Below are 20785 nucleotides of genomic sequence, written 5' to 3'. Positions count from 1 at the left end.
ATGCGGCCAAGTCGCCGTGCGCCGGATGAGTTGCGCGCCGTGTCGCTGGAACGCGGCGTGGTCAAATATGCCGAGGGTTCCTGCATGGTGAAATTCGGCGACACCCATGTGCTGGTGACGGCGACGCTGGAGGAGCGTTTGCCGCCATGGCTCAAGGGCCAGGGCCGGGGCTGGGTGACGGCCGAATACGGCATGCTGCCGCGGGCCACGCTCGAGCGCACCCGCCGCGAGGCCTCCGCGGGCAAGCAGAACGGCCGCACCGTCGAGATCCAGCGCCTGATCGGCCGCAGCTTGCGCGCCACCGTCGACCTGCAAGCGCTGGGTGAGCGCCAGATTACCGTGGATTGCGACGTGCTGCAGGCCGATGGCGGCACCCGGACCGCCTCGATCACCGGCGCCTGGGTTGCGCTCGCCGACTGCATCTCTTGGATGAAGGCCCGCAACATGCTCAAGGCCAACGTGCTGCGCGATAATGTGGCCGCGATCTCCTGCGGCATCTACAACGGCACGCCGGTGCTCGATCTCGATTACGCCGAGGATTCGGAGGCCGACACCGACGCCAATTTCGTCATGACCGGCGACGGGCGCATCATCGAGGTGCAGGGCACGGCGGAGAAAACGCCGTTCTCGCAGGACGAATTTCTCAGCTTGATGGCGCTGGCGCGCAAGGGCGTGGCCCGCCTGGTGGATCTGCAGAAAATGGCCGTGGCGTGATGTCGAATCCCGCCGGCACTGGCATAGACTGAAAGCATGCATCGTCGAATCACCGGCCAGCTCGTGATCGCGACCCATAATCCCGGCAAGCTCGCCGAGATGCGCGAACTGCTGGCGCCCCACGGGGTCGAGGCGATATCGGCCGGCGAGCTCGGCCTTGGCGAGCCCGACGAGACCGGCGACAGCTTCGCCGCCAACGCCCGCATCAAGGCCATCGCCGCGGCAAAGGCGGCGCAGCTTCCGGCCTTCGCCGACGATTCCGGACTGGTGGTCGATGCCCTCGACGGCGCGCCCGGGATTCTTTCCGCGCGGTGGGCCGGAGCCAACAAGGATTTTGCCGCCGCGATGGCGCAGATCGAACGGCTGCTGCAGGAGCGCGGCGCCACCCAACCCGCCCGGCGAAAAGCCCATTTCGTGTCCGCGCTCTGCGTCGCCTGGCCCGACGATCACGTCGAGCAAGTCGAAGCGCGCGTCGACGGGACCCTGGTGTGGCCGCCGCGCGGCACCGCCGGCTTCGGTTACGATCCGGCGTTTCTGCCGGATGGACATAGCCGCACCTTCGGTGAAATGACCTCGATCGAGAAGCACGGCCTGCCGCCGCTCGGCATGGGGCTGTCACACCGCGCCAAAGCCTTCGTCAAACTGGCGGAGATCTGCCTTGATTAGCGCGAGCAAGCAGCAAGCATTCGGCGTTTACGTGCACTGGCCGTTTTGCCTGTCGAAATGCCCGTATTGCGATTTCAACAGCCATGTCCGCCACGCCCCCATTGACGAGGATCGATTCGCCAGCGCGTTCGCGCGCGAGATCGAAGCCACCGCGGCGCGCGCGCCTTCCCGTGAAGTGTCTTCGATCTTCCTCGGCGGCGGCACGCCGTCGCTGATGAAGCCGCGTACCGTCGGCGCCATCCTGGACGCGATCGGCAAGCACTGGCGGGTGGCTCCCGATGTCGAGGTGACGCTGGAGGCCAATCCCACCAGCGTCGAGGCGACGCGCTTTGCCGGCTATCGCGCAGCCGGCGTCAACCGCGTGTCGCTCGGCGTGCAGGCGCTGGACGATGCCTCGCTGAAGGCGCTCGGACGTCTGCACACCGCGCGCGAGGCGCTCGATGCGGTCGCGATCGCGCGCGCCGCGTTCGATCGCTATTCGTTCGACCTGATCTATGCCCGTCCCGACCAGACGCCGCAGATGTGGGCCGATGAGCTGAAGCTCGCGATCGCCGAAGCGGCCGAGCATCTGTCGCTCTATCAGCTGACGATCGAGGAAGGCACGCCGTTTTTCGGCCTGCACGCCGCCGGCAAACTGAAGACGCCGGACGAGGCGCTGGCGCGCGCGCTGTATGACGTGACGCAGGAAGTCTGCGGCAGCCATGGCCTGCCGGCCTACGAGATTTCCAATCACGCGCGATCCGGCGCCGAATGCCGGCACAACATGGTTTACTGGCGCGGCGAGGAATATGCCGGCATCGGTCCCGGCGCGCATGGCCGGCTCGATATCGATGGTATCAGGCACGCGATCTCGACCGAAAAACGCCCCGAGGCGTGGCTGATGCGCGTCGAGGCCAGCGGCCATGGCGTCGTCACCGACGACCGCCTCAACAGCGAGGAGCGCGCCGACGAATTCCTGCTGATGGGCCTGCGGCTGGCCGAGGGCATCGACCCCAAACGGTATGCCGCCTTGTCGGGCCGCACGCTCGATCCCCGCCGCATCGCGATCCTGCGCGAGGAAGGCGCCATATCGGTCGATGACAACGGCCGGCTGCGGGTCACGCAATCCGGATTCCCGGTGCTCGATGCGGTGGTGGCGGATCTGGCGGCGTAATCATCAACGAGTCGTCCCGGACAAGTCAGCGAAGCGAACGCGAACCGGGACCCATACGCCGCGGCTTCTCGATCGGGCAAACAAGCAGTTGCCTACCTATCGCAACAACAAAATCCTGTGGTTATGGGTCCCGGCTCGCGCTTCGCTTGGCCGGGACGACAGCGGAGAAGCCTTACGCCCCGAAACTCTTCGGCGAGCCGGCGACCGGCTCGGCGCCGCTCGGGCCGACCCGCATCACCGCCAGGCCGCGCTCGTTGGTGCCATCGGCGCGGAAGCGAAACAGGCCGTCGATGCCGGCAAAGCCCGACGAGTTGAGCAGAACGTCGGACTGGAAACGCTGCCCGCCCTGCGTTCTCGCCAAGGCGGCGACCAGCGCCACCGCATCATAGGCCAATGTAGCGGTTCGCACCGGCTCGGCGCCGAATTTTCTGCGGTAGCGACCTGAGAAGCTGCGAAAGCCCGATGGATCCGGCGCGGCGTAGAGGCCGCCCTGCAGTTTCGGGCTCGCGAATACGCGCGGATTATCCCACAAACCGGTGCCGAGCAGTTGCACGTTCCTCAAATTGGCCCCCGCCGCGGTCAGCGCGTCGGCCACGCTCACCACCGAATCGCCGTCGTCGGCCAGCAGCAGCGCATCGGCCTGGGTGAGTGCCTGCGCCACCCGCGCCGCCGGTGTGTTCCGGTCGGCACCGTATTTCTCGAACGCAACGACACGGCCGCCGCGTTTGCCCACCGCCTGCTTGAAGCTCGCTTCCACGACATTGCCATAGGCGTTTTCGGGCAGCATCGCCGCGAACGATCGTTTGCCGATCGAGGCGGCGTATTCGACGATCCGGTTGACGTCGGACTCCGGCAGGAAGCTCAAGAGATAGACGCCACGGCCGGCCACGCTTGAATCGGTCGAGAACGCGATCACGTTGATGCCGCGGGCGCGCGTCACCTGCGCGGTGGCCGGAACCGACAACGCAAACAGCGGGCCCAGGATGATTTCCGCGCCTTCGTCGACCGCCTGCTGGGTTGCCTGCTGCGCGCCCTGCGGGCTGCCGCCGTCATCCTTGATCAGAAGCTGGATATTGGGGTTGAGGAATTCCGAAAGCGCCATTTCGGCGGAATTCTTCATCGACTGGGCCGCCACGCCGGCATTGCCCGATGCCGACAGCGGCAGGATCAGACCGACCTTGACCTGCCCGTTACCGACCGCCACGGGTTGAACCGGCGCGCCCGCGGGGCCCGCAGGCTGCGAGGAGCTGAACGGATTGGAAAACTGGCTGAGGCTCTGCTGCACGCCCGCGCAGGCACCAAGCATCGGCGCGCCCAGAATGAGGCCAAGCGCGGTCCGCCGGCTGGTCCGGGAACCCGACAGCCGAGACTTGCCAGACAAAGATTTGGGATCGAACGGGCCCACCATCACATCTCTTCTCTTGACCGACCCCGATCGGCCAGGACGTCACCCTCAACCCCAAGGATCTGCCCAAGGATCTGTCCAAGGATCAGGAAGGGTGGATTCAGGCATATTGTCGGCGAATAGTTAACCAAAACAAAAGGATTTTGACGTTCCGGCACCGGCGCCGGTTGCAGGTTAGCCGCATCATCGCGCGCCAGGAGGCCCGCCTGTTTCGGCCCACGCATGCCGGTGGCATAAGCTCCGCGTCCCCTCTTATTTGTTTGACGCGTCTTCTTGACGCGAACCGGTATCCACTTCGCTCGAAAACGCTCAGATCTCTTTGGTTGAGCATGATCTTTTCGGAAAACCGGTTCCCACTTTTCCGGATCATGCTCTAGATTGCCATTATGCGCGCAAAAGCTGCCCCCACAAACCCCTCCGGTGGCCTGCCGGAACGTGCGATCCGGACATTTTCGATCCATGGCCAGATCCTGACCGCGCCGAAGCCGGTTCCGGGTCTCTATCTGGTGGCAACGCCGATCGGCAATCTCGGCGATATCACGCTGCGCGCGCTGGAAACGCTGGCCGGCGTCGACATCATCGCCTGCGAGGATACCCGCATCACCCGCCGGCTGACCGAGCGTTACGCGATCTCGGGCCTGCTGAAACCCTATCACGAGCACAACGCCGCGCTGGCGCGGCCGAAAATCCTGGAAAAGCTGGCGCAGGGCGCCGCCATCGCGCTGGTCTCCGACGCCGGAACGCCGCTGATCTCCGATCCCGGCTTCAAGCTGGTGCGCGAGGTCTGCGCGGCGGGTCATCCGGTGATCGCGCTGCCGGGGCCCTCCTCGGTGCTGGCGGCGCTGTCGGTGGCGGCCTTGCCGACCGACCGTTTCTTCTTCGAGGGATTCCTGCCGCCAAAGGAAACCGCGCGCCGCGCGCGCCTGAGCGAGCTGGCGCGGATCGACGCCACGCTGGTGATGTTCGAATCCGGCAACCGGGTGCAGAACACCCTGGCCGACCTCGCCGATATCATGGGCGCGCGCGACGCCGCGATCTGCCGCGAGATGACCAAGATGCATGAGGAGATCAGGCGCGCGCCGGTCCTTGAACTGGCGCGATCCGCCGCCACGCTGGAGACCCGCGGCGAATTCGTGCTGGTGATCGGGCCGCCGGCGGCGGACGTGCAGGCCATGACGGAAGAGGCGCTTGACGATCTCTTGCGCAACCGGCTCAAGCGCGACAGCGTCAAGGATGCGGTCGCCCACGCCGTGGAGCTGTCGGGCAGGCCGCGCCGCGAAATCTATGCCCGCGCGCTTGAGCTTGCCAGGGAAGGCGAAAGGGGCGGCCATGGCCAAGATTAGCACAAAGACTAGCGCGACGACGGATGGCGCCGCACCATCGGACCAGCCGACCAAAACCGTCTCGCCCGCACGCGTGGCGGCGTTTCGCACCGGCATTTCGGCGGAAGGGCGCGCCGCCGCTTTTCTGATGGCCAAGGGCTATCGCGTCCTGATGAAGCGGTTTCGCACGCCCTATGGCGAGATCGACATCGTGGCGCGGCGGCGCAATCTGCTGGTGTTCGTCGAGGTCAAGGCCCGCGCCAGCCTCGATGAGGCCGCCTATGCGGTGACGCCGCGCCAGCAGGCGCGGATCATCGCGGCCGCCCAGGCCTGGCTGATGGCGCATCCCGAACATGCCGAATTTGATCTCCGTTTCGACGCCATGCTGATTGCGCCGAGGCGCTTGCCGCGCCATCTGTTGGCGGCATTCGACGCCAGCACCTGAACCCCGATTCCTTTAGAGCCAGTCAGCGGACCCGCCCATGAAATTGAACGTCGCCGTCCAGATGGACCCCATCGCGCGCATCAACGTCCGCGGCGATTCGACCTTCGCGCTGCTATTGGAAGCGCAGAAGCGCGGCCACGGGCTGTCCTACTACACGCCGGACAAACTCTCGCTGAAAAGCGAGGAGGTGGTGGCGCCGGTACAGACGCTGTCCGTGCGCGACGACGTGGAAGACCATTTCACCCTCGGCGAGCCGAGGCGCGAATCGCTCGCCGCCTTCGACGTCATCCTGCTGCGGCAGGACCCGCCGTTCGATCTCGCCTACATCACCTCGACGCATCTGCTGGAGCGGCTGCATCCGAAGACGCTGGTCGTCAACAACCCGGCCAGCGTGCGCAACGCGCCGGAAAAGATCTTCGTGATGGATTTCCCGCATTTGATGCCGCCGACGCTGATCTCGCGCGACCTCGAGGAGATCAACGCGTTCCGCGACGAGCATGGCGCGGTGGTGATGAAGCCGCTGCACGGCCACGGCGGCGCGGCGGTGTTTCGCATCATGCCGCAGGACATGAATTTCGGCTCGCTGTTCGACATGTTTTCCGTGACCTTCAGGGAGCAATGGGTGATCCAGCGCTTTCTCCCCGAGGTCAAGCATGGCGACAAGCGCATCATCCTAGTCGACGGCGAATTCTCGGGCGCCGTCAACCGCGTGCCGGCGCCGGACGATCTGCGCTCCAACATGGTGCGCGGCGGTGCGGCGCAAGCCACCGACCTCACCGAGCGCGAGCGCGAGATCTGCGCCGCCCTGGGCCCGGCGTTGCGCCAGCGCGGCCTGCTGTTCGTCGGCATCGACGTCATCGACGGCAATCTCACCGAGATCAACGTCACCTCACCCACGGGAATTCGCGCCATCGCCCGGCTCGGCGGGCCGGATGTGGCGGCGAAGATCTGGGACACCATCGAGGCCAAGCGCGGCGCAAAATGATGTTCTTCGCTTCGTCATGCGGCTGACACGTTTCAGCTGCGCGTTTTTCAAACCCTAAATCCCTCTTGCCAGCCCGCGAAAGCGGGAGCAGCCTGTTGCCGCCCGTAGCATCGAGTGGAGGATCAATCCGCCTGGGCGCAAAAATGCACAATTCTATAAAAACAGTGGAGGAAGACGCATGACATCAGATGTTTCGCGACGGTCCCTGCTCGCCCTTGGTGCTGGCCTGGGCGCATCAACCATGCTGGGCGGCAGCGCTCTGGCGCGCGCCCCGAAGCTCGGGACCCAATCGGCCTATTTCTACCGTTTCAATCTGGGTGGCGCCGAAGTCACCGTCGTCTCCGACGGTCCGTTGCCGCTCGGCCCTCCCAAGGGCACCTTTATCGGCGTGCCGGATGAAGAGGTGCGGAAGATGCTGAGCGACAATTTTCTGTCGCCCGACAACGTCGTGCTCGAGCAGAACTCGCCGATCGTCAACATGGGCGACAAGCTGGTGCTGTTCGACACCGGCATGGGCACGTCCAAATTGTTCGGGCCGACCACCGGCCGTCAGCAGAAGAGCATGGCGGAAGCCGGCATCAAGCCCGGCGACATCGATGCGGTCGTGCTGTCGCACGCCCATATCGATCATATCGGCGGCATCGTCGACGGCGACAACCAGCCCTTGTTCCCCAACGCGCAGTACTACATCGCCCAGAGCGATTTCGATTTCTGGACCGATGAAGGCAAGCTCGGCAGCCCGCTGAAGGAATTCGTGATTCACGCGCGCAAGAACCTGATGCCGGTGCGCGATCGGCTGGTGTACTTCAAGGACGGCCAGGAATTCCTGCCCGGCATCCAGGCGATGTCCGCGCCCGGCCATACCGTGGGTCACACCATGTTCATGGTGACGTCGAACGGCAAATCCTTCGCCTTCCTCGGCGATCTCACCCACCACGCGGTGTTGCTGCTGGAAAAACCGCGGATGGAATTCTCCTACGACACCGATCCGAAGCAGGCCGCCAATACGCGGGTGAAAATGCTGGACATGCTGGCGACCAACAAGATCCCGGTAATGTCGTATCACTTCGCCTGGCCGGGCTATGGCCACGTCGCCAAGACCAGCGAGGGTTTCCATTATTACCCCGAAGCGATGACGATGCTGCTTTAGAGGGGATCGCCAATACGGGGCGGCTCTTTAGCTGCCCCGTTTTTTATGTTTCAATTTTGGGAGCAGCGATCATGAAAGCGAAGATGTTTGCCGCGATCCTGTTCGCCGGCGGGATCCTGCTCGGCGCCGGCACATCCGAAATCATCCACGCCCAGGCCCCGAAGCTTGCGACCAAACAAATTTTCCAGACCGACCTCAACAACCTGCCCGGGCAGGAGGTGCTGCTGTTCGCCTCGACCTGGCAGCCCGGCTTCGCCTTGCCGTTGCACATGCACCCCGAAGGGCACGAGATCACTTACGTGGTCGAGGGCGAACAGACCTTCGAGATCGAGGGCGTCGGCACCAAAATCGTCAAGGCTGGCGAGGCGATCTACACCGCGCCGAACACCCCGCATTTCGGCCGCAACGCCACCGACAAGGACTCCAAAACCATCGTGATCCGCATCAAGGCCAAGGGTCAGCCGGTGGCGGTCGAGGTGAAGCGGTAGATCGGTCGCGGCCGCCCCTTCCAAATGTCAAAAAGCGGTCGCAGCTTTTCGATACTTGGGAGCTAGCGGCGAGGGGGACGATCCATGTTGATGCTCTTCAGAACGATCTCGATCAGTGCGTTGCTGCTTGGCCTGGCCCATGCCCAGCAAACGCCGCCGCTTGCGGCACCCACGTTCGACTCCATGCCCGTGATGATTCCGCTGCCGGCCAACGGGTGCGTCTGGGCCGGCCGATCTTTCAGCGACGGGGCAGGCTTCTGTGTCGCCGACAAGGTGCTGCAGACCTGCACGATCGGAAAGTGGTCGCGCGAAATCTCCGAAGGCTGCCGCGGGGCTATGGCCGATACGCGGTGAAGCCGGGCGCGGTCGCTGGCCGGCCGCCGCCAACTGCTCCCTTAGAGAATAACGCGGTAGTGCGCAAAGCACCGGCTCTGGAGGCCACGAAACTAAATTATCGGCGATTGGTCGTGCCGGGGTGGAATCGCGGCATGGCTTCCAACCCAGAAACAATAGGGGTCACTCCCCAGATGGCACGGGCTGGGCGGGTTGTTCTTCGCGATCTTCTGGATGCTGATGTGGGCTTACAATATGCGGCCTCGGAGGTTTTTCGGGTAATGAGAGCGTTGGAGTGCCGGCAAACACTTTCCGACCACCAGCAAGCTGGTCCCGGCTTGCGCGGTAGCGCCAAATAGAAAGAACGTAGTCGACACCTTGCATCACATCGTCGGCTATCCAAGGGCACCTATGTGTACCTTGTGTGCTCCCGGGCGAACATGAGAGCGGCAGGCTGCAAGTATCTCGCGGTGCCCTACAGAGACGTCGAGAAGGCGCTCCGCGATAACGCTGGTTGGTTGATCGAAGAGGCCCCAAGAGGGAGGAACACGGCTGCTCTGGATCGGGAAATCGCGGGCCTCGTCACCATGGAGCTTCATTACAGCGGGGAAGCATCGGACCTCGCGGACCTTGCTGCCCAAGAGAAGAGCCCCGCTGCCCGAAAGAGGTTACGCGAGAAGGACGCGGAGTTGCGAGAGACCCAAGTGCGCCTGAGGACCATTACGGCTCAGCGGGATACGCTCACCACCGCCAGTGTGCGCGATAGGCTCAAGGCTGTGAAGAAGACGCTAGAGGCGGACACCGTGGATGTTGTGGTGACCAATCAAGCGCTCAGGCAGGCCGTATCTCGCATCGTTCTAGACCCTGAGAAGGCGCGGATGGAGCTGTACTGGCACCACGCACCTGAGAACGTACAAGTCATCCATTTTCACACGAGACACGCGCGGTGGGATGCTGGGGGATATGGCCTCAGTGACCACGGGCCTGCACCAGACACGAAAGCATCCTGAGATGTCCAAGAAGACCAAGGCCAGAGGGAAACCTAAGGGGGCGCGGCGATTGCTCCGAAAGGACATCTGCACTCTGGAGGATACGGGCCACACGGTGGCGGATATTGCGGCGATGCTCGCGAAGGCGAAGGGGCCTCTGGAGAACCCGAAGGCCCTCCGCAGTCTGCCGAGGGAAAGCGTCGTTATCGCGGAGAAGGTGTTCCAATGGCGGTTTGAAGACGTAGGGGCACGAGATGATCATATCTTGGACTTGGCGAACCTCATTGCAGCCTCCGGGAACACCCCGCGCTCGTTTGACGGCCTCTGCCGCCAATTCCTTGCGGACGGCGGCGGCGCCGTTGCCGACCTTGTCCACCGCCTTCTGAAGTTGCTCGCTGGAGACCTTGAGGTGCTTGATCCAGTATTGAAGCTCATGCGGTTCTTGCATGTTGATCTTGGAGCGGTCCTGCTGGCATTTGATTTTCAGGTTGCCCATTTTGTTCCCCTCAGAGTGTCAGCACCGCCGCGCCGTGCGCTTCTGAAGCGCTTGTAGGCGTCGATCGCCTTGTTCGAGAGCATGAGCGGACGATGTTCCCCCTGACGCATCATTTGCTGGACTGTGTCCAACAGGAATCGCGCCGCCATTTCCGGTTCACCGAGATCACCGGTCCGATCAAGGTAATCCCAGGCAATCTCGGTGGAACGTTCGATCAGGTGTGCTGCTGGCTCACTCATGGGAAGCCAACACGACTGCCGATGTTTCGTTCCTGTGTACGATTCAGCACACAGCCGATGGAGGTTTCTTCAATCCGGCCGGGATCGTGCGGGCTTCAGGCGAGGCCAAAATCAAATCGCGCTAACGGCGCCGCGCCACGGCGACACCCAACAGGAAAGCGATCAGCAGCGATCCGAGCGGCGCTTCGCGCGCGATGTTGCTCAGGATGCTCAGCGGCCTGCCGGGCTTCTTGCCCGCATCGATCGCGTCGCCGAGACGATGGACGGCTTCTTTCAATGCTCCCGCGACCTCGGCGAGGGCGGACCTCGGCTCTGGAACGGGATCCAGGCCATCGTAAACGAAAGGCGGCGCCGGGTTTTCATCGCTCATGGCTAAATCTCCTGGCCAACCGCAGCCCAATCGACCAGCCCGGAAATCGTTCCGTGGCCGCCGCGCGCCATCCCCACGGCGCGTCGCACTGCCGCAGATCCGCGCCGATGCAAAAGCGTTGTCGGATCGCGCGCCGGCGATCTCAGGCATGCGGCAAAACGAAAAAAACACCAGCACGATCAACGTGATTCCACCTGTCCAGTCCTACTGCGAAAAATTCTTCGCTTTCGCCGTCGGGCAAATCATCTTTACAAACTCGCCCCGTCCCGCTCCTCAGAGGGGCGTTGCGCAACGTCACGGACGCGGAGCGGGATGCGGTGGACGCGACGGCGCGCTTGACGGGCGATGCTGCATGCGGACGGCGAAGTCGTGTGGTCCTGATGCCCCGACGCTGGCATCAAGTTGGCGGAAGCGATTCCGCTGGCGACGGTGGCAAACAAGCCCGGTCACCGGGGAGAGCGCGAAGGAAACCGTTAAAACCATTGCGCGGGGAATGCCGGGTGATTCCGGTGTGACCGTGGTGACTAACGCGCGTGTTTACTACCACTACACGCGCGGCTGCGGGCGCATCGGGCGCCCGGCATTCCCTGCGCCCTCTGATGGGAGAGGGCGGAAGGTTCCAGCAAAACTCGCGCGAAACGCGCGGCGAGATCGCGAAGTCGTGTTTGGCCGTCATTGCGAGCGAAGCGAAGCAATCCAGCTTTGGCGCCGCAATGAAGATGGATTGCTTCGTCGCTTGCGCTCCTCGCAATGACGGTTTGAAACCTGGCTGTTTGAAATCTGAATCCGGAACCGGTAACCCCGCGTCAACTCGCCGGTAACGAGTTTTGTTTACACTCTGCCAACCATAAGCCCCCTGCGTATCCGAGGGCGTGGGAAAGCGAGCGGCGTGTCATGTTGCGTTTCAAGATTCTGGCCTCGGTGGTTCCACTGATCTTCGCCGGCGTGTTCGCGCGCGGCGGGCTATTGCCGGGCGCCCATCCCTGCATCGCGATATCGAACGTTTCGGTGCAGATCTCGGACCTGCCCTGGCATGCCGATCTCCACGTCGCGTTCACCGACGATCCGGCAGCCGCGACGGTGCGGGTCCAGATCTCGGACAGCGCCGAGGCCGCCGATTTCGTCATGGTCGACGATGCCGACGGCGCGGAGCAGGGGGCCTGCGAGGCCAATGCAGCGACGCGTTTCGTGGCGGTTTCGGTCAATCCCGAGAGCGGCTCTCCTGTCATCTATCTCTCGCATGACGGTCCCGCCGACTACCGGATCTTTGTCCGGTCGAAGACCTTCAGCCTGCGCGATGCGGCGGCGCTGATCGTCGGCGCCAGCCGCGGGCACCGCCCGCTGGAAGCCGCATCGCTCTGAATCGGCCACGTTAACGCTTTATCAACCCTGTTCTCACCGGGCGGCGCGACATCGCCCCTCCTCAAGCACTTTGCAAGGTGGCCGAGGCATCGTCGTCACCAACTAAATGACGCGCGACGGGGCAGCCTCCCGTGGAGGTCGCGCGGAAACAATCGCGATGCAAACCCAGGGTAATCGGCGATGAGGCGGGTTCTCCGGATCAAGCTAGGCCTGCGCCGCTTCGCGCGGCGTCATCCGTGGATGGTTTTAGCGGTCCGCTCGTTCATGGTCTTTTCCGCCGCCTTCGGCGGCGCCTATGGCTTTATCGCCGGCAGCCGGTCCGAGAATTCCGGCTATGACCCCAACGCCTTTGCGATCGGCGCCAGCTTCCTGTTCGCGCTCGCCTGCGTCGGGCTCGCCACGCTGAGCATGCGGCTGCGCTTCATGCACAAACGATTGCGCAAGATCGCGCTGCATAACGAAGCGCTGGCCGATCGCAATTGGGAATTGAAGGAGGCCGAGGAACGCGCCCGCAGCCTGTTCGAATCGCAAGGCGACCTGATCGTGCTGCGCGACGCGCAAGGCGCCATCACCTTCGTCAACGACGCCTATTGCGAGCTTGCCGAGCAACCCCGCAACGCGCTGATCGGCAGCAGCTTTCAGCTCACCGTGCTCGAGCAGGGCGATACCGCGCTCGAGGCGAACGGCACGCGGATTCACGACCAGCGAATCGCAACCGCGCTCGGCCCGCGCTGGATCGCCTGGCGCGAGGGGCTGGTTCGCTTCGATGCCGGCAGGCCTGCCGAGATGCAATGCGTCGGCCGCGACGTCACCGACCGCACCGAGACCGAACGCGCGCTCGCCGAGGCGCGCGATCAGGCCAATGCCGCCAACCGCGCCAAGTCGCGCTTTCTCGCGATGGCCAGCCACGAAATCCGCACCCCGCTGAACGGCATCATCGGCATGAGCGGCTTGCTGATGGATACGCCGCTGACGCCGGAGCAGATGACCTATGCCAAGGCGGTGAAGACCTCGGGCGACGCGCTGCTGGCGCTGATCGAGGAACTGCTGGATTACTCCAAGATCGAGGCCGGCAAGATCGATCTCGAACACCGCCCGTTCGCGCTGGCCGGGCTGATCGAGGACATCGCCGAATTGCTGGCGCCGCGGGCGCAGGCGCGAAAGCTCGAGATCGCCGCCTATGTCGACGAGCGTCTGCCGCAGCAGGTGGTCGGCGATTCCGCCCGGCTGCGCCAGGTGCTGCTCAATCTGGCCGGCAATGCCATCAAATTCACCTCGACCGGCGGCGTGGCGCTGATCGTCGAACCCGGCATCTGGCCCAATGAAATCAGCTTCCTGGTGCGCGACACCGGCATCGGCATCGCGCCCGAAGCCCAACAGCGGATTTTCCGCGAGTTCGAACAAGCCGACGAACGGATCGCCCGGAGCTATGGCGGCACCGGATTGGGCCTGAGCATCTCCGAGCGCATCGTCCGGCGAATGGGTGGCCGCATCACGCTGGAGAGCCAGCCCGGAATCGGCTCGACCTTCGAGGTGTCGATTCCGCTTGCCGCCGCCGACAATGGAGGACTTGAGGCGTTCGCCGCGCCCGAACTCGAGGGCCAGTCGATCATGCTGGTCGCGCCGCAGAGCATCGAGGCTTCCCTGATCGCGCGGCGGCTGCAGCGCTGGGGCGGCCAGACCTGCGTGGTTTCGGACCTCGCGGCGGCGCGAGCCTTGCTGCCCGAACGTAGCTGGCACGCGGTTTTGCTCGATCACGCCTTCGGTTTCGAACAGGCCGAATCGCTGGCGGCGGCGGCGCGCCCCTACGCGACGCAGCGGATCGTGCTGTTGACGCCGGCGACGCGGCACGAGCTGCAATCCTCGCCGGCCACCTCGGCGTTCACCGGCTATCTGGTCAAGCCGTTGCGCGCGGCTTCGCTCGCGGCCCGCCTGACCATGGCGCCGGAGATTGCCGCACCGAACCTGGCCGCCGATGCCTCGATCGAACCGCTCGGGCAGGCCGAGCCGCCGCCGGCCGCAACCGCGCGCAGCCTTTCGGTGCTGGTGGCGGAAGACAACGAGATCAACGCGCTGTTGATGCGTTCGCTGCTGACCCGGCTCGGACATCATGTGGTGATCACCACCAATGGCGAAGCGGCGCTGGAATCGTGGCTTTCGGCGCGGTCCGCCGGCACGCCCTATGATCTGGTCTTGATGGACATCCAGATGCCGCAGCTCGACGGCATCGAAACCACCAAGCGGATCCGCGCCCGCGAGGCCGGGCAGCCCGGCCGCCAGACCGCGATCCTGGCCTTGACGGCGAACACGCTGGTGGAAGATCGCTACGCCTGCTTCGAGGCGGGAATGGACGGCTTCCTGATCAAGCCGCTCGATCGCGACAAGCTCGCCGATGCGCTGGCCGGCCTTGCCGCCGCGCGGCATCTCGCGGCCTGAACACTGCAACCGCGGCATGCGCCGGCCTGCCCTTGACGCTGCCGGCGTTTCGGGCCGACGATGCAGGCCGCGCTCCATCCGGTCGGGCCGCAAAGTCAAAAAAATCCCGGGAGGCTTCGATGACCACCAGATTTCTACAGATGTCTTTGGCGTGTCTTGTCGCCGGCAGTTTCGCAAGCGCCGCCGTGCAGGCGAGGGAGCCCAAGCTGGAAGCCACCGACACCATGATCCCGTCGGGCGATGCGGGGGTGCAGCTGTTCGTGCGCAACAAACATCCCGCCGGCAAGCAAACCTCCCCGGACAAGATCCTGTTGTTCGTGCATGGCGCAACCTATCCGGCGGAGACCGCGTTCGATCTGCCGATCGAGGGCGTCTCGATGATGGATCTGATCGCCGCGCGCGGTTACGACGTCTACCTCGTCGACGTCAGAGGCTACGGCCGCTCGACCAGGCCTGCCGAAATGAGCCAGCCGCCGGAGACCAACAAACCGATCGTAACGACCGAGGTCGCGGCGCACGATCTCGGCGTGGCCGTCAACTACATCCTGAAGAAACGCAAGGTCTCGAAGATCGACGTCATGGGCTGGTCGTGGGGCACCTCGATCGCGGGGCTGTACACCAGCGAACACAACGACAAGGTCAACCGTCTCGTGCTCTATGCGCCGCAATGGATCCGCAACGAGCCGCCGGCGCCCGCGACCGCCAGCGCGCCGCCGCTTGGCGCCTACCGGCTCGTCTCCAAGGAATCGGCCAAAGCACGCTGGTTGAAGGGTGTTGCCGAGGACAAGCAGGCCGACTTGATCCCGCCCGGCGTGTTCGAGGCCTGGGCCAATGCCACCTGGGCAACCGACCCCGACGCCTCGAAACAGACACTGCCGATGCTGCGCGCGCCGAACGGCGTGGTCGAGGACAGCCTGAAATACTGGAGCGCCGGCAAGGCGCTGTACGATCCGGGCAAGATCAGGGTGCCGACCCTTCTGCTTCACGCCGAATGGGACGCCGACCTTCCAAGCTATCTGGCGCAGGGCTATTTCGCGCAGCTGAAGAATACGCCGTACAAGCGGCTGATCGAGCTGAGCGAGGGAACGCATACGGTGATGATGGAAAAGAACCGCATGCAATTCTTCCATGAGCTGATGGGCTTCCTCGACGAGGAAAAGCCGCTGGCGCTGAAATAGATCGCCGGCAAAAATTCAAAGCCGCCGCAGCGCCACCTGTTCAACCACATGGTCGGCGCCCTTTTTCAGGATCAGCGTCGCGCGCGGCCTTGTCGGCAGGATATTGTCCTCGAGATTGGCGAGGTTGGTGCGTTCCCAGATCGCCAGCGCCGTCGCCGTGGCCTCCTCGTCGGAGAGCAGCGCATAGCGGTGAAAGTAGGATCGCGGATCGTGGAACGCGGTGTCGCGCAGGGTCAGGAAGCGCCTGACATACCAGTCGCGCAATACCTGTTCCTCGGCGTCGATATAGACGGAGAAATCGAAAAAGTCCGAAACCACCGGAACCGCCTTGCCGTCGCGCGGAAGCCGGCCGGTTTGCAGAACATTGACGCCTTCGACGATCAGGATGTCCGGCCTGTCGATCTCGGCCCACTCATTCGGGATGATGTCGTAGGTCAAATGCGAATAGACCGGCGCACGCACCGGCCGTCGCCCTGCCTTGATGTCGCTCAGGAACGACAGCAGCGTCGGCAGGTCGTAGCTCTCCGGAAAGCCCTTCTTCTGCATCAGGCCTTGCCGCTCGAGCACCGCATTGGGAAACAGAAAGCCGTCGGTCGTCACCAGATCGACCTTGGGCCGCGGCGACCAGCGCGCCAACAGCGCCTGCAGCACGCGCGCGGTGGTGGATTTACCCACCGCCACCGATCCGGCGACGCCGATGATGTAGGGCATCTTGCGATCCTGGATGCCGAGAAAGCGGCGCTGGGCGAAGTACAGCCGCTGGGTGGCATCGACATAGATCGACAACAGCCGCGACAGCGGCAGATAGATCTCCTCGACCTCCTTGAGATCGAGCCGGTCATGCATCGAGCGCAACCTGGCGATTTCGCCGGCTTCCAGCGTCATCGGCATGTCGTCGCGCAGACGCGCCCATTGCTCCCTGGAGAATATCCGGTAGGGATTGTACTGCTGTTCCGGTGCCCGAATATCCATGGCGCCACCCCGATGAATTAATCGCGCTTGCGCGCGGCTTTCTCTTCCAGCCCGGACATGCTCGTACGCTCCGCCAGCGTTGCCTCGACTTCCTCAAGCTTCACGCCGCGCGACTTCAACAGCACCAGCAGATGAAACAGCAGATCCGCGCTTTCGGCGATGAGATGGTCGCGGTCGTTCTCAATCGCGGCGATCACAGTTTCCACCGCCTCCTCGCCGAGCTTCTTGGCGCAATGCTCAGACCCCTTGTCCAGCAGCTTTCGGGTATAGGACACCTCTGCCCCCGACGCCGCACGGGCATCGATGATGGCGACGAGGTCATGGATCGTGAAACGCGACATTCAACTCAAGCTCAATTTTGCGCCCCCAGGGAACGGAACGCCATTCCAATCGGATGTAGCACTTCCGTCATAAAGAGTCGTCAAGGATCCAGACGCATGGGCAGCCCGGCACGGACCATGTGATCCTTGGCCTCACGTATGGTAAATTCGCCAAAATGAAAGATCGAGGCCGCCAGCACGGCGGTGGCGTGCCCCTCGCGGATGCCGTCGACCAAATGGTCGAGATTGCCCACGCCGCCGGAGGCGATGACCGGGACCGGGACGCTGTCGGCCACGGCTTGCGTCAGCGGCAGGTCAAAGCCCTGCCGGGTGCCGTCGCGGTCCATCGAGGTCAGCAGGATTTCGCCGGCCCCTAGCGAAACAACTTCCTGGGCATATTCGATGGCGTCGATCCCGGTGGAATTGCGCCCGCCATGGGTAAAGATTTCCCAGCGGTCCGATCCGCCGCCGCGCTTGACCCGCTTGGCATCGATCGCGACCACGATGCACTGGTCGCCGAACTTTTCCGCGGCCTCCTTGACGAATTCGCGACGGCTGACGGCGGCAGAGTTGATCGAGACCTTGTCGGCGCCGGATCGCAGCAGCGTCCTGATATCGTCGACCGTGCGCACGCCGCCACCCACCGTCAACGGCATGAAGCAGGCTTCCGCGGTGCGCCGGACCACGTCCAGCATGATGCCGCGATTTTCATGCGTCGCCGTAATGTCAAGAAAGCAGAGTTCGTCAGCGCCGGCGGCATCGTAGGCGATCGCCGCTTCCACTGGATCGCCAGCATCGCGCAAATCGACGAAGTTGACCCCCTTGACCACCCGGCCGTCCTTGACGTCGAGACAGGGAATCACGCGCACCTTGAACATATCAAAACTCCTACATCTCTGCGCATGATCTTTTCGGAAAATCGGACCCCACTTTTCCGGATCATGCGCTAGGCCGCCGCGCGCGCGTTGCGGATCAGCGCCAGCGCGGCGGCTGGATCGAGGCGGCCGTCATAGAGAGCGCGGCCGGCGATCGCACCGGCCAGTTTCTTGGCGCTCGATTGAAGCAGCGCCTTCACATCGTCGATGGAGGCAAAACCGCCCGAGGCGATGACGGGGACCGAGATGCGCTCGGCGAGCGCAATGGTGGCATCGAGGTTGAGGCCCTTCAGCAGGCCGTCGCGGGCAATGTCGGTGAAGATGATCGCGGCGACGCCGGCATCCTCGAACCGCTGCGCGATCTCGAGCGCGGTCACCTCGGATGTCTCCGCCCAGCCTTCGACGGCGACCTTGCCGTCGCGCGCATCGAGTCCTATCGCGACGCGGCCGGGGAATTTTTTCGCGGCGTTTTTCACCAATTCGGGGTCGCGCACCGCCGCAGTGCCGATGATGACCCGCGCAACGCCTTTTGCCAGCCAGGCTTCGACCGTCTTCAGATCGCGGATGCCGCCGCCAAGCTGCACCGGCATTCTGACCGCCCCCAGCATCGCCTCAACCGCCTGCGCGTTCATCGGCTTGCCGGCAAAGGCGCCGTCGAGGTCGACCACATGCAGGTATTCGAATCCCTGCGCGGCAAAACTGCGGGCCTGCGCCGCCGGATCGAGGTTGAACACGGTTGCGCGCGCCATATCGCCCTGCTCAAGGCGGACGCACTGCCCATTCTTCAGGTCGATGGCGGGAAACAGAATCATCGAAAGAATTCTCGCAAAAACGCCAATGAACTCCCCTCCCCACCGCTCGCAAGAGCTCGCGGGAGGAGGGTGATCAAGGCGATGGCCTGGAGCAAACTCACGGCTTCCATTTCAAAAAGTTCGAGATCAGGGCCAACCCGAAACGCTGGCTCTTCTCGGGATGAAATTGCGTGCCGATGGCGGTGTCGCGGCCGACCATCGCCGTCACCGGGCCACCGTAATCGGCGCGAGCTAGCACGTCCGCCTCGTTGGTCGCGTTGAGGTGGTAGGAGTGAACGAAATAAGCGTGACGGCCTTTCGGGCCCAGCGCCAGGCGCTCCAGCACCGGGTGCTCTCGAACCATATCGAGCGTGTTCCAGCCCATATGCGGAATTTTCAGATTTTCCTCGCGCGGCGAAATCTTTTCGACATCACCGGCGATCCAGTTGAATCCGTCGGTGGTGACATGTTCCTTGCCACGCGTCGCCATCAGCTGCATGCCGACGCAGATGCCGAAGAACGGCCGCGCCTTGTTGCGCACGGCTTCGGTCATCGCCTCGATCATGCCGTCAAGCGCGTCGAGACCGCGGCGGCAATCGGCGAAGGCGCCGACGCCGGGCAGCACAATGCGATCGGCGCGATACACCACCTCGGGATCGCGGGTCACGACGATCTTCTCCGGAGCATCCATGCTCCGGCTCGCGCGCTCGAACGCCTTGGCGGCGGAGTGCAGATTGCCGGAGCCGTAGTCGATGATCGCAACGCTCAACGCGATGCTCCCGGTTCCGGAAACAAGCCGATGATCTCGTCCCGCGGCAACGGCGGCGGCCGGGAAAACGCCTGGCCCGCGATGTCCCGCGTCGGCGGGGGCGCGCCGCGATCGATCGCCGGTTGATCGTTGCTGGAGGCGCGCTGCTTGGCGGTCCAGCGATCGAAAAATCGCCGCTCGGCCGCCTCCTGGTCGCCGGCGACCACGATGTCGAGCTGACGCCAGTTGCGTCGCGAAAAGGTCCAGCGCTCGAGGCTCGCGGCTTCAAATCCCAACAGCAGCGCCAGCAGCGCATCCACCAGAAAGACCGCCGTCCCGCCGACGCCAAGGCGAATCATTCCGACATCGATGACGATCATCAGGACGATCCAGCCGAGCAGCGCCAGCCACAGACGATGCCAGGCGAGCCACACCACGCCGAGAAGAGCGGCCCAGACGTGAAAGCCGTCGCGCACGAAGGTGAAGCGATCGGTCGCGCGGAAATCCGCGTTGCTGGTCACCGGAGCATGAACTGTGTAAATCGGCATGTGGCGGCCCGTTTCCGAAGTTCGTCAACACTCGCGGCCCCCTGAAACGAACTTCAGGAAACAGGGGCACCCGCACCTTCCGAGAACCAGAGTCAGCCGCCGAGCTGGCCCTTGGTGGATGGCACTTCGCCCGCGGCCTTTGGGTCGATCGCGACCGCCGCCCGCAGCGCCCTCGCCAGACCCTTGAAGCAGGATTCGGCGATATGATGGCTATTCTCGCCATATAGGGTTTCGACGTGCAAAGTCACGCCAGCGTTGATGGCGAACGCGTTGAACCATTCGCGCACCAGCTCGGTGTCGAATTGGCCGACCTTGTCGCGCGGAAATTCGACCTTGAACACCAGCACTGGCCGGCCGGAAATGTCGATCACGACCCGCGACAGCGTCTCGTCCATCGGCATATGGACGCTGGCATAGCGGGTGATGCCGGCCATGGTGCCGAGCGCCTGCTTCACGGCCTGTCCGAACGCAATGCCGACATCCTCCGTGGTGTGATGGTGGTCGATATGCAGGTCGCCGGCCGCCTTCACGGAAAGGTCGATGCGCGAATGCCGGGCCAAGAGGTCGAGCATGTGATCGAAGAAGCCGATCCCGGTCGCGACGTTCGACGCGCCGGTTCCGTCGAGGTTTACCGTAACCTCGATGTCGGTCTCTTTGGTCTTGCGCTTGATGGTGGCAGTGCGCATGAAAATGCTTCCCGTGGCCGAAAACGCGGACCTTTTAACAGGCCGATGTCGCCTTCGCTACTGCGGGATGGCCGATTCGAGGTCGAACTTCGGCCTATGGTGACCGGAATCCGA

24 protein-coding genes are annotated in these 20785 nt (G+C 63.9%); 13 read left to right on the top strand and 11 right to left on the bottom strand.

All coding sequences use genetic code 11. The annotated features are described in order from the left end of the window. From rph to hemW, 3 genes are read left to right on the top strand one after another with little or no spacing between them, the layout of a single operon-like run. Positions 1 to 714 (top strand): ribonuclease PH, encoded by a 714-nt coding sequence (gene rph, locus E8A46_RS26175; RefSeq protein WP_291567400.1) that lies wholly within the window; start codon positions 1 to 3, stop codon positions 712 to 714. 36 nt (positions 715 to 750) lie between these two features. Next, on the top strand, positions 751 to 1380 hold the full coding sequence (rdgB, locus tag E8A46_RS26170; protein ID WP_291567398.1) for an RdgB/HAM1 family non-canonical purine NTP pyrophosphatase: 630 nt from the start codon (positions 751 to 753) through the stop codon (positions 1378 to 1380). Next, positions 1376 to 2533, top strand: a complete 1158-nt coding sequence (hemW, locus tag E8A46_RS26165; RefSeq protein WP_291567597.1) for a radical SAM family heme chaperone HemW — start codon at positions 1376 to 1378, stop codon at positions 2531 to 2533. The genes rdgB and hemW overlap by 5 nt, the downstream gene beginning before the upstream one ends. A 172-nt stretch (positions 2534 to 2705) precedes the next feature. Here hemW and E8A46_RS26160 read toward each other — a convergent pair whose 3' ends face one another. Next, the gene (locus E8A46_RS26160; protein ID WP_291567396.1) at positions 2706 to 3941 is read right to left on the bottom strand and encodes a penicillin-binding protein activator; all 1236 of its coding nucleotides are present in this window, start codon (positions 3939 to 3941) and stop codon (positions 2706 to 2708) included. 383 nt (positions 3942 to 4324) lie between these two features. Here E8A46_RS26160 and rsmI point away from each other — a divergent pair, with 383 nt between their 5' ends. From rsmI to E8A46_RS26125, 7 genes are all read left to right on the top strand, one after another. Further along, on the top strand, positions 4325 to 5281 hold the full coding sequence (rsmI, locus tag E8A46_RS26155) for a 16S rRNA (cytidine(1402)-2'-O)-methyltransferase (RefSeq protein WP_291567394.1): 957 nt from the start codon (positions 4325 to 4327) through the stop codon (positions 5279 to 5281). Further along, a complete protein-coding gene (locus tag E8A46_RS26150; protein WP_291567391.1) occupies positions 5268 to 5705 on the top strand; it encodes a YraN family protein in 438 nt (145 codons plus the stop codon). Before rsmI ends, E8A46_RS26150 begins: the two co-directional genes overlap by 14 nt. Positions 5706 to 5742: 37 nt before the next feature. Beyond that, positions 5743 to 6690 (top strand): glutathione synthase, encoded by a 948-nt coding sequence (gene gshB / locus E8A46_RS26145; protein ID WP_291567389.1) that lies wholly within the window; start codon positions 5743 to 5745, stop codon positions 6688 to 6690. A gap of 178 nt (positions 6691 to 6868) precedes the next feature. Beyond that, the gene (locus E8A46_RS26140) at positions 6869 to 7840 is read left to right on the top strand and encodes an MBL fold metallo-hydrolase (RefSeq protein ID WP_291567387.1); all 972 of its coding nucleotides are present in this window, start codon (positions 6869 to 6871) and stop codon (positions 7838 to 7840) included. A gap of 71 nt (positions 7841 to 7911) precedes the next feature. Then, a complete protein-coding gene (locus tag E8A46_RS26135; protein WP_291567385.1) occupies positions 7912 to 8328 on the top strand; it encodes a cupin domain-containing protein in 417 nt (138 codons plus the stop codon). 84 nt (positions 8329 to 8412) lie between these two features. Then, entirely contained in the window at positions 8413 to 8682 is a 270-nt protein-coding gene (locus E8A46_RS26130; RefSeq protein WP_291567382.1) for a hypothetical protein, read from the top strand. A gap of 449 nt (positions 8683 to 9131) precedes the next feature. Next, positions 9132 to 9671, top strand: coding sequence for a hypothetical protein (locus E8A46_RS26125; protein WP_291567380.1), 540 nt, complete (start codon positions 9132 to 9134; stop codon positions 9669 to 9671). Here E8A46_RS26125 and E8A46_RS30505 read toward each other — a convergent pair. From E8A46_RS30505 to E8A46_RS26110, 3 genes are all read right to left on the bottom strand, one after another. Beyond that, positions 9631 to 10098 (bottom strand): DUF3606 domain-containing protein, encoded by a 468-nt coding sequence (locus tag E8A46_RS30505; protein WP_363252638.1) that lies wholly within the window; start codon positions 10096 to 10098, stop codon positions 9631 to 9633. The two genes, E8A46_RS26125 and E8A46_RS30505, sit on opposite strands and share 41 nt — an antisense overlap. Positions 10099 to 10133: 35 nt before the next feature. Next, complete coding sequence (locus tag E8A46_RS26115; RefSeq protein WP_291567377.1) at positions 10134 to 10385, bottom strand: hypothetical protein; 252 nt, start codon at positions 10383 to 10385, stop codon at positions 10134 to 10136. A 121-nt stretch (positions 10386 to 10506) separates the two neighbouring features. Then, on the bottom strand, positions 10507 to 10755 hold the full coding sequence (locus tag E8A46_RS26110) for a hypothetical protein (protein WP_291567595.1): 249 nt from the start codon (positions 10753 to 10755) through the stop codon (positions 10507 to 10509). Positions 10756 to 11649: 894 nt separating this feature from the next. Here E8A46_RS26110 and E8A46_RS26105 point away from each other — a divergent pair. The 3 genes from E8A46_RS26105 (at position 11650) to E8A46_RS26095 (ending at position 15731) form a co-directional block, all read left to right on the top strand. Continuing rightward, complete coding sequence (locus E8A46_RS26105) at positions 11650 to 12117, top strand: hypothetical protein (protein ID WP_291567374.1); 468 nt, start codon at positions 11650 to 11652, stop codon at positions 12115 to 12117. A gap of 180 nt (positions 12118 to 12297) precedes the next feature. Further along, a complete protein-coding gene (locus E8A46_RS26100) occupies positions 12298 to 14553 on the top strand; it encodes an ATP-binding protein (RefSeq protein WP_291567373.1) in 2256 nt (751 codons plus the stop codon). 119 nt (positions 14554 to 14672) lie between these two features. After that, positions 14673 to 15731 carry an alpha/beta fold hydrolase gene (locus tag E8A46_RS26095; RefSeq protein WP_291567370.1) on the top strand — a complete coding sequence of 353 codons (1059 nt, stop codon included), beginning with the start codon at positions 14673 to 14675 and terminating at the stop codon, positions 15729 to 15731. 15 nt (positions 15732 to 15746) lie between these two features. On the opposite strand, the gene coaA is transcribed toward E8A46_RS26095, so the two are convergent. The 7 genes from coaA to hisB all read right to left on the bottom strand — a co-directional run bounded on the left by coaA (position 15747) and on the right by hisB (position 20671). Beyond that, the gene (gene coaA / locus E8A46_RS26090; RefSeq protein ID WP_291567368.1) at positions 15747 to 16703 is read right to left on the bottom strand and encodes a type I pantothenate kinase; all 957 of its coding nucleotides are present in this window, start codon (positions 16701 to 16703) and stop codon (positions 15747 to 15749) included. A 17-nt stretch (positions 16704 to 16720) separates the two neighbouring features. Further along, the gene (locus E8A46_RS26085; RefSeq protein WP_291567366.1) at positions 16721 to 17044 is read right to left on the bottom strand and encodes a phosphoribosyl-ATP diphosphatase; all 324 of its coding nucleotides are present in this window, start codon (positions 17042 to 17044) and stop codon (positions 16721 to 16723) included. Between the two features lie 80 nt (positions 17045 to 17124). Next, positions 17125 to 17901, bottom strand: a complete 777-nt coding sequence (hisF, locus tag E8A46_RS26080; protein ID WP_291567364.1) for an imidazole glycerol phosphate synthase subunit HisF — start codon at positions 17899 to 17901, stop codon at positions 17125 to 17127. A 68-nt stretch (positions 17902 to 17969) separates the two neighbouring features. Further along, positions 17970 to 18710 (bottom strand): 1-(5-phosphoribosyl)-5-[(5-phosphoribosylamino)methylideneamino]imidazole-4-carboxamide isomerase, encoded by a 741-nt coding sequence (gene hisA, locus E8A46_RS26075; RefSeq protein WP_291567361.1) that lies wholly within the window; start codon positions 18708 to 18710, stop codon positions 17970 to 17972. Positions 18711 to 18807: 97 nt separating this feature from the next. Then, entirely contained in the window at positions 18808 to 19458 is a 651-nt protein-coding gene (gene hisH, locus E8A46_RS26070; RefSeq protein ID WP_291567359.1) for an imidazole glycerol phosphate synthase subunit HisH, read from the bottom strand. Continuing rightward, positions 19455 to 19985, bottom strand: a complete 531-nt coding sequence (locus tag E8A46_RS26065; RefSeq protein WP_291567357.1) for a DUF2628 domain-containing protein — start codon at positions 19983 to 19985, stop codon at positions 19455 to 19457. Before E8A46_RS26065 ends, hisH begins: the two co-directional genes overlap by 4 nt. A 92-nt stretch (positions 19986 to 20077) precedes the next feature. After that, a complete protein-coding gene (gene hisB / locus E8A46_RS26060) occupies positions 20078 to 20671 on the bottom strand; it encodes an imidazoleglycerol-phosphate dehydratase HisB (protein ID WP_291567354.1) in 594 nt (197 codons plus the stop codon). Positions 20672 to 20785 lie beyond the last annotated feature (114 nt).

Source organism: Bradyrhizobium sp., from assembly GCF_004799445.1.
Lineage (GTDB): Bacteria > Pseudomonadota > Alphaproteobacteria > Rhizobiales > Xanthobacteraceae > Bradyrhizobium.
The sequence above is the reverse complement of the archived record's forward strand: the minus strand, read 5'-3'. Positions and strand labels throughout refer to the sequence as shown.

Bases quoted from the DNA above. Each gene is read 5' to 3' on its own strand.
- rph (WP_291567400.1), top strand. From the start codon at position 1: ATGCGGCCAAGTCGCCGTGCGCCGGATGAGTTGCGCGCCGTGTCGCTG.
- rdgB (WP_291567398.1), top strand. From the start codon at position 751: ATGCATCGTCGAATCACCGGCCAGCTCGTGATCGCGACCCATAATCCC.
- E8A46_RS26160 (WP_291567396.1), bottom strand. From the start codon at position 3,941: ATGGTGGGCCCGTTCGATCCCAAATCTTTGTCTGGCAAGTCTCGGCTG.
- rsmI (WP_291567394.1), top strand. From the start codon at position 4,325: ATGCGCGCAAAAGCTGCCCCCACAAACCCCTCCGGTGGCCTGCCGGAA.
- E8A46_RS26150 (WP_291567391.1), top strand. From the start codon at position 5,268: ATGGCCAAGATTAGCACAAAGACTAGCGCGACGACGGATGGCGCCGCA.
- gshB (WP_291567389.1), top strand. From the start codon at position 5,743: ATGAAATTGAACGTCGCCGTCCAGATGGACCCCATCGCGCGCATCAAC.
- E8A46_RS26140 (WP_291567387.1), top strand. From the start codon at position 6,869: ATGACATCAGATGTTTCGCGACGGTCCCTGCTCGCCCTTGGTGCTGGC.
- E8A46_RS26135 (WP_291567385.1), top strand. From the start codon at position 7,912: ATGAAAGCGAAGATGTTTGCCGCGATCCTGTTCGCCGGCGGGATCCTG.
- E8A46_RS26130 (WP_291567382.1), top strand. From the start codon at position 8,413: ATGTTGATGCTCTTCAGAACGATCTCGATCAGTGCGTTGCTGCTTGGC.
- E8A46_RS30505 (WP_363252638.1), bottom strand. From the start codon at position 10,098: ATGCAAGAACCGCATGAGCTTCAATACTGGATCAAGCACCTCAAGGTC.
- E8A46_RS26115 (WP_291567377.1), bottom strand. From the start codon at position 10,385: ATGAGTGAGCCAGCAGCACACCTGATCGAACGTTCCACCGAGATTGCC.
- E8A46_RS26110 (WP_291567595.1), bottom strand. From the start codon at position 10,755: ATGAGCGATGAAAACCCGGCGCCGCCTTTCGTTTACGATGGCCTGGAT.
- E8A46_RS26105 (WP_291567374.1), top strand. From the start codon at position 11,650: ATGTTGCGTTTCAAGATTCTGGCCTCGGTGGTTCCACTGATCTTCGCC.
- E8A46_RS26100 (WP_291567373.1), top strand. From the start codon at position 12,298: ATGAGGCGGGTTCTCCGGATCAAGCTAGGCCTGCGCCGCTTCGCGCGG.
- E8A46_RS26095 (WP_291567370.1), top strand. From the start codon at position 14,673: ATGACCACCAGATTTCTACAGATGTCTTTGGCGTGTCTTGTCGCCGGC.
- coaA (WP_291567368.1), bottom strand. From the start codon at position 16,703: ATGGATATTCGGGCACCGGAACAGCAGTACAATCCCTACCGGATATTC.
- E8A46_RS26085 (WP_291567366.1), bottom strand. From the start codon at position 17,044: ATGTCGCGTTTCACGATCCATGACCTCGTCGCCATCATCGATGCCCGT.
- hisF (WP_291567364.1), bottom strand. From the start codon at position 17,901: ATGTTCAAGGTGCGCGTGATTCCCTGTCTCGACGTCAAGGACGGCCGG.
- hisA (WP_291567361.1), bottom strand. From the start codon at position 18,710: ATGATTCTGTTTCCCGCCATCGACCTGAAGAATGGGCAGTGCGTCCGC.
- E8A46_RS26065 (WP_291567357.1), bottom strand. From the start codon at position 19,985: ATGCCGATTTACACAGTTCATGCTCCGGTGACCAGCAACGCGGATTTC.
- hisB (WP_291567354.1), bottom strand. From the start codon at position 20,671: ATGCGCACTGCCACCATCAAGCGCAAGACCAAAGAGACCGACATCGAG.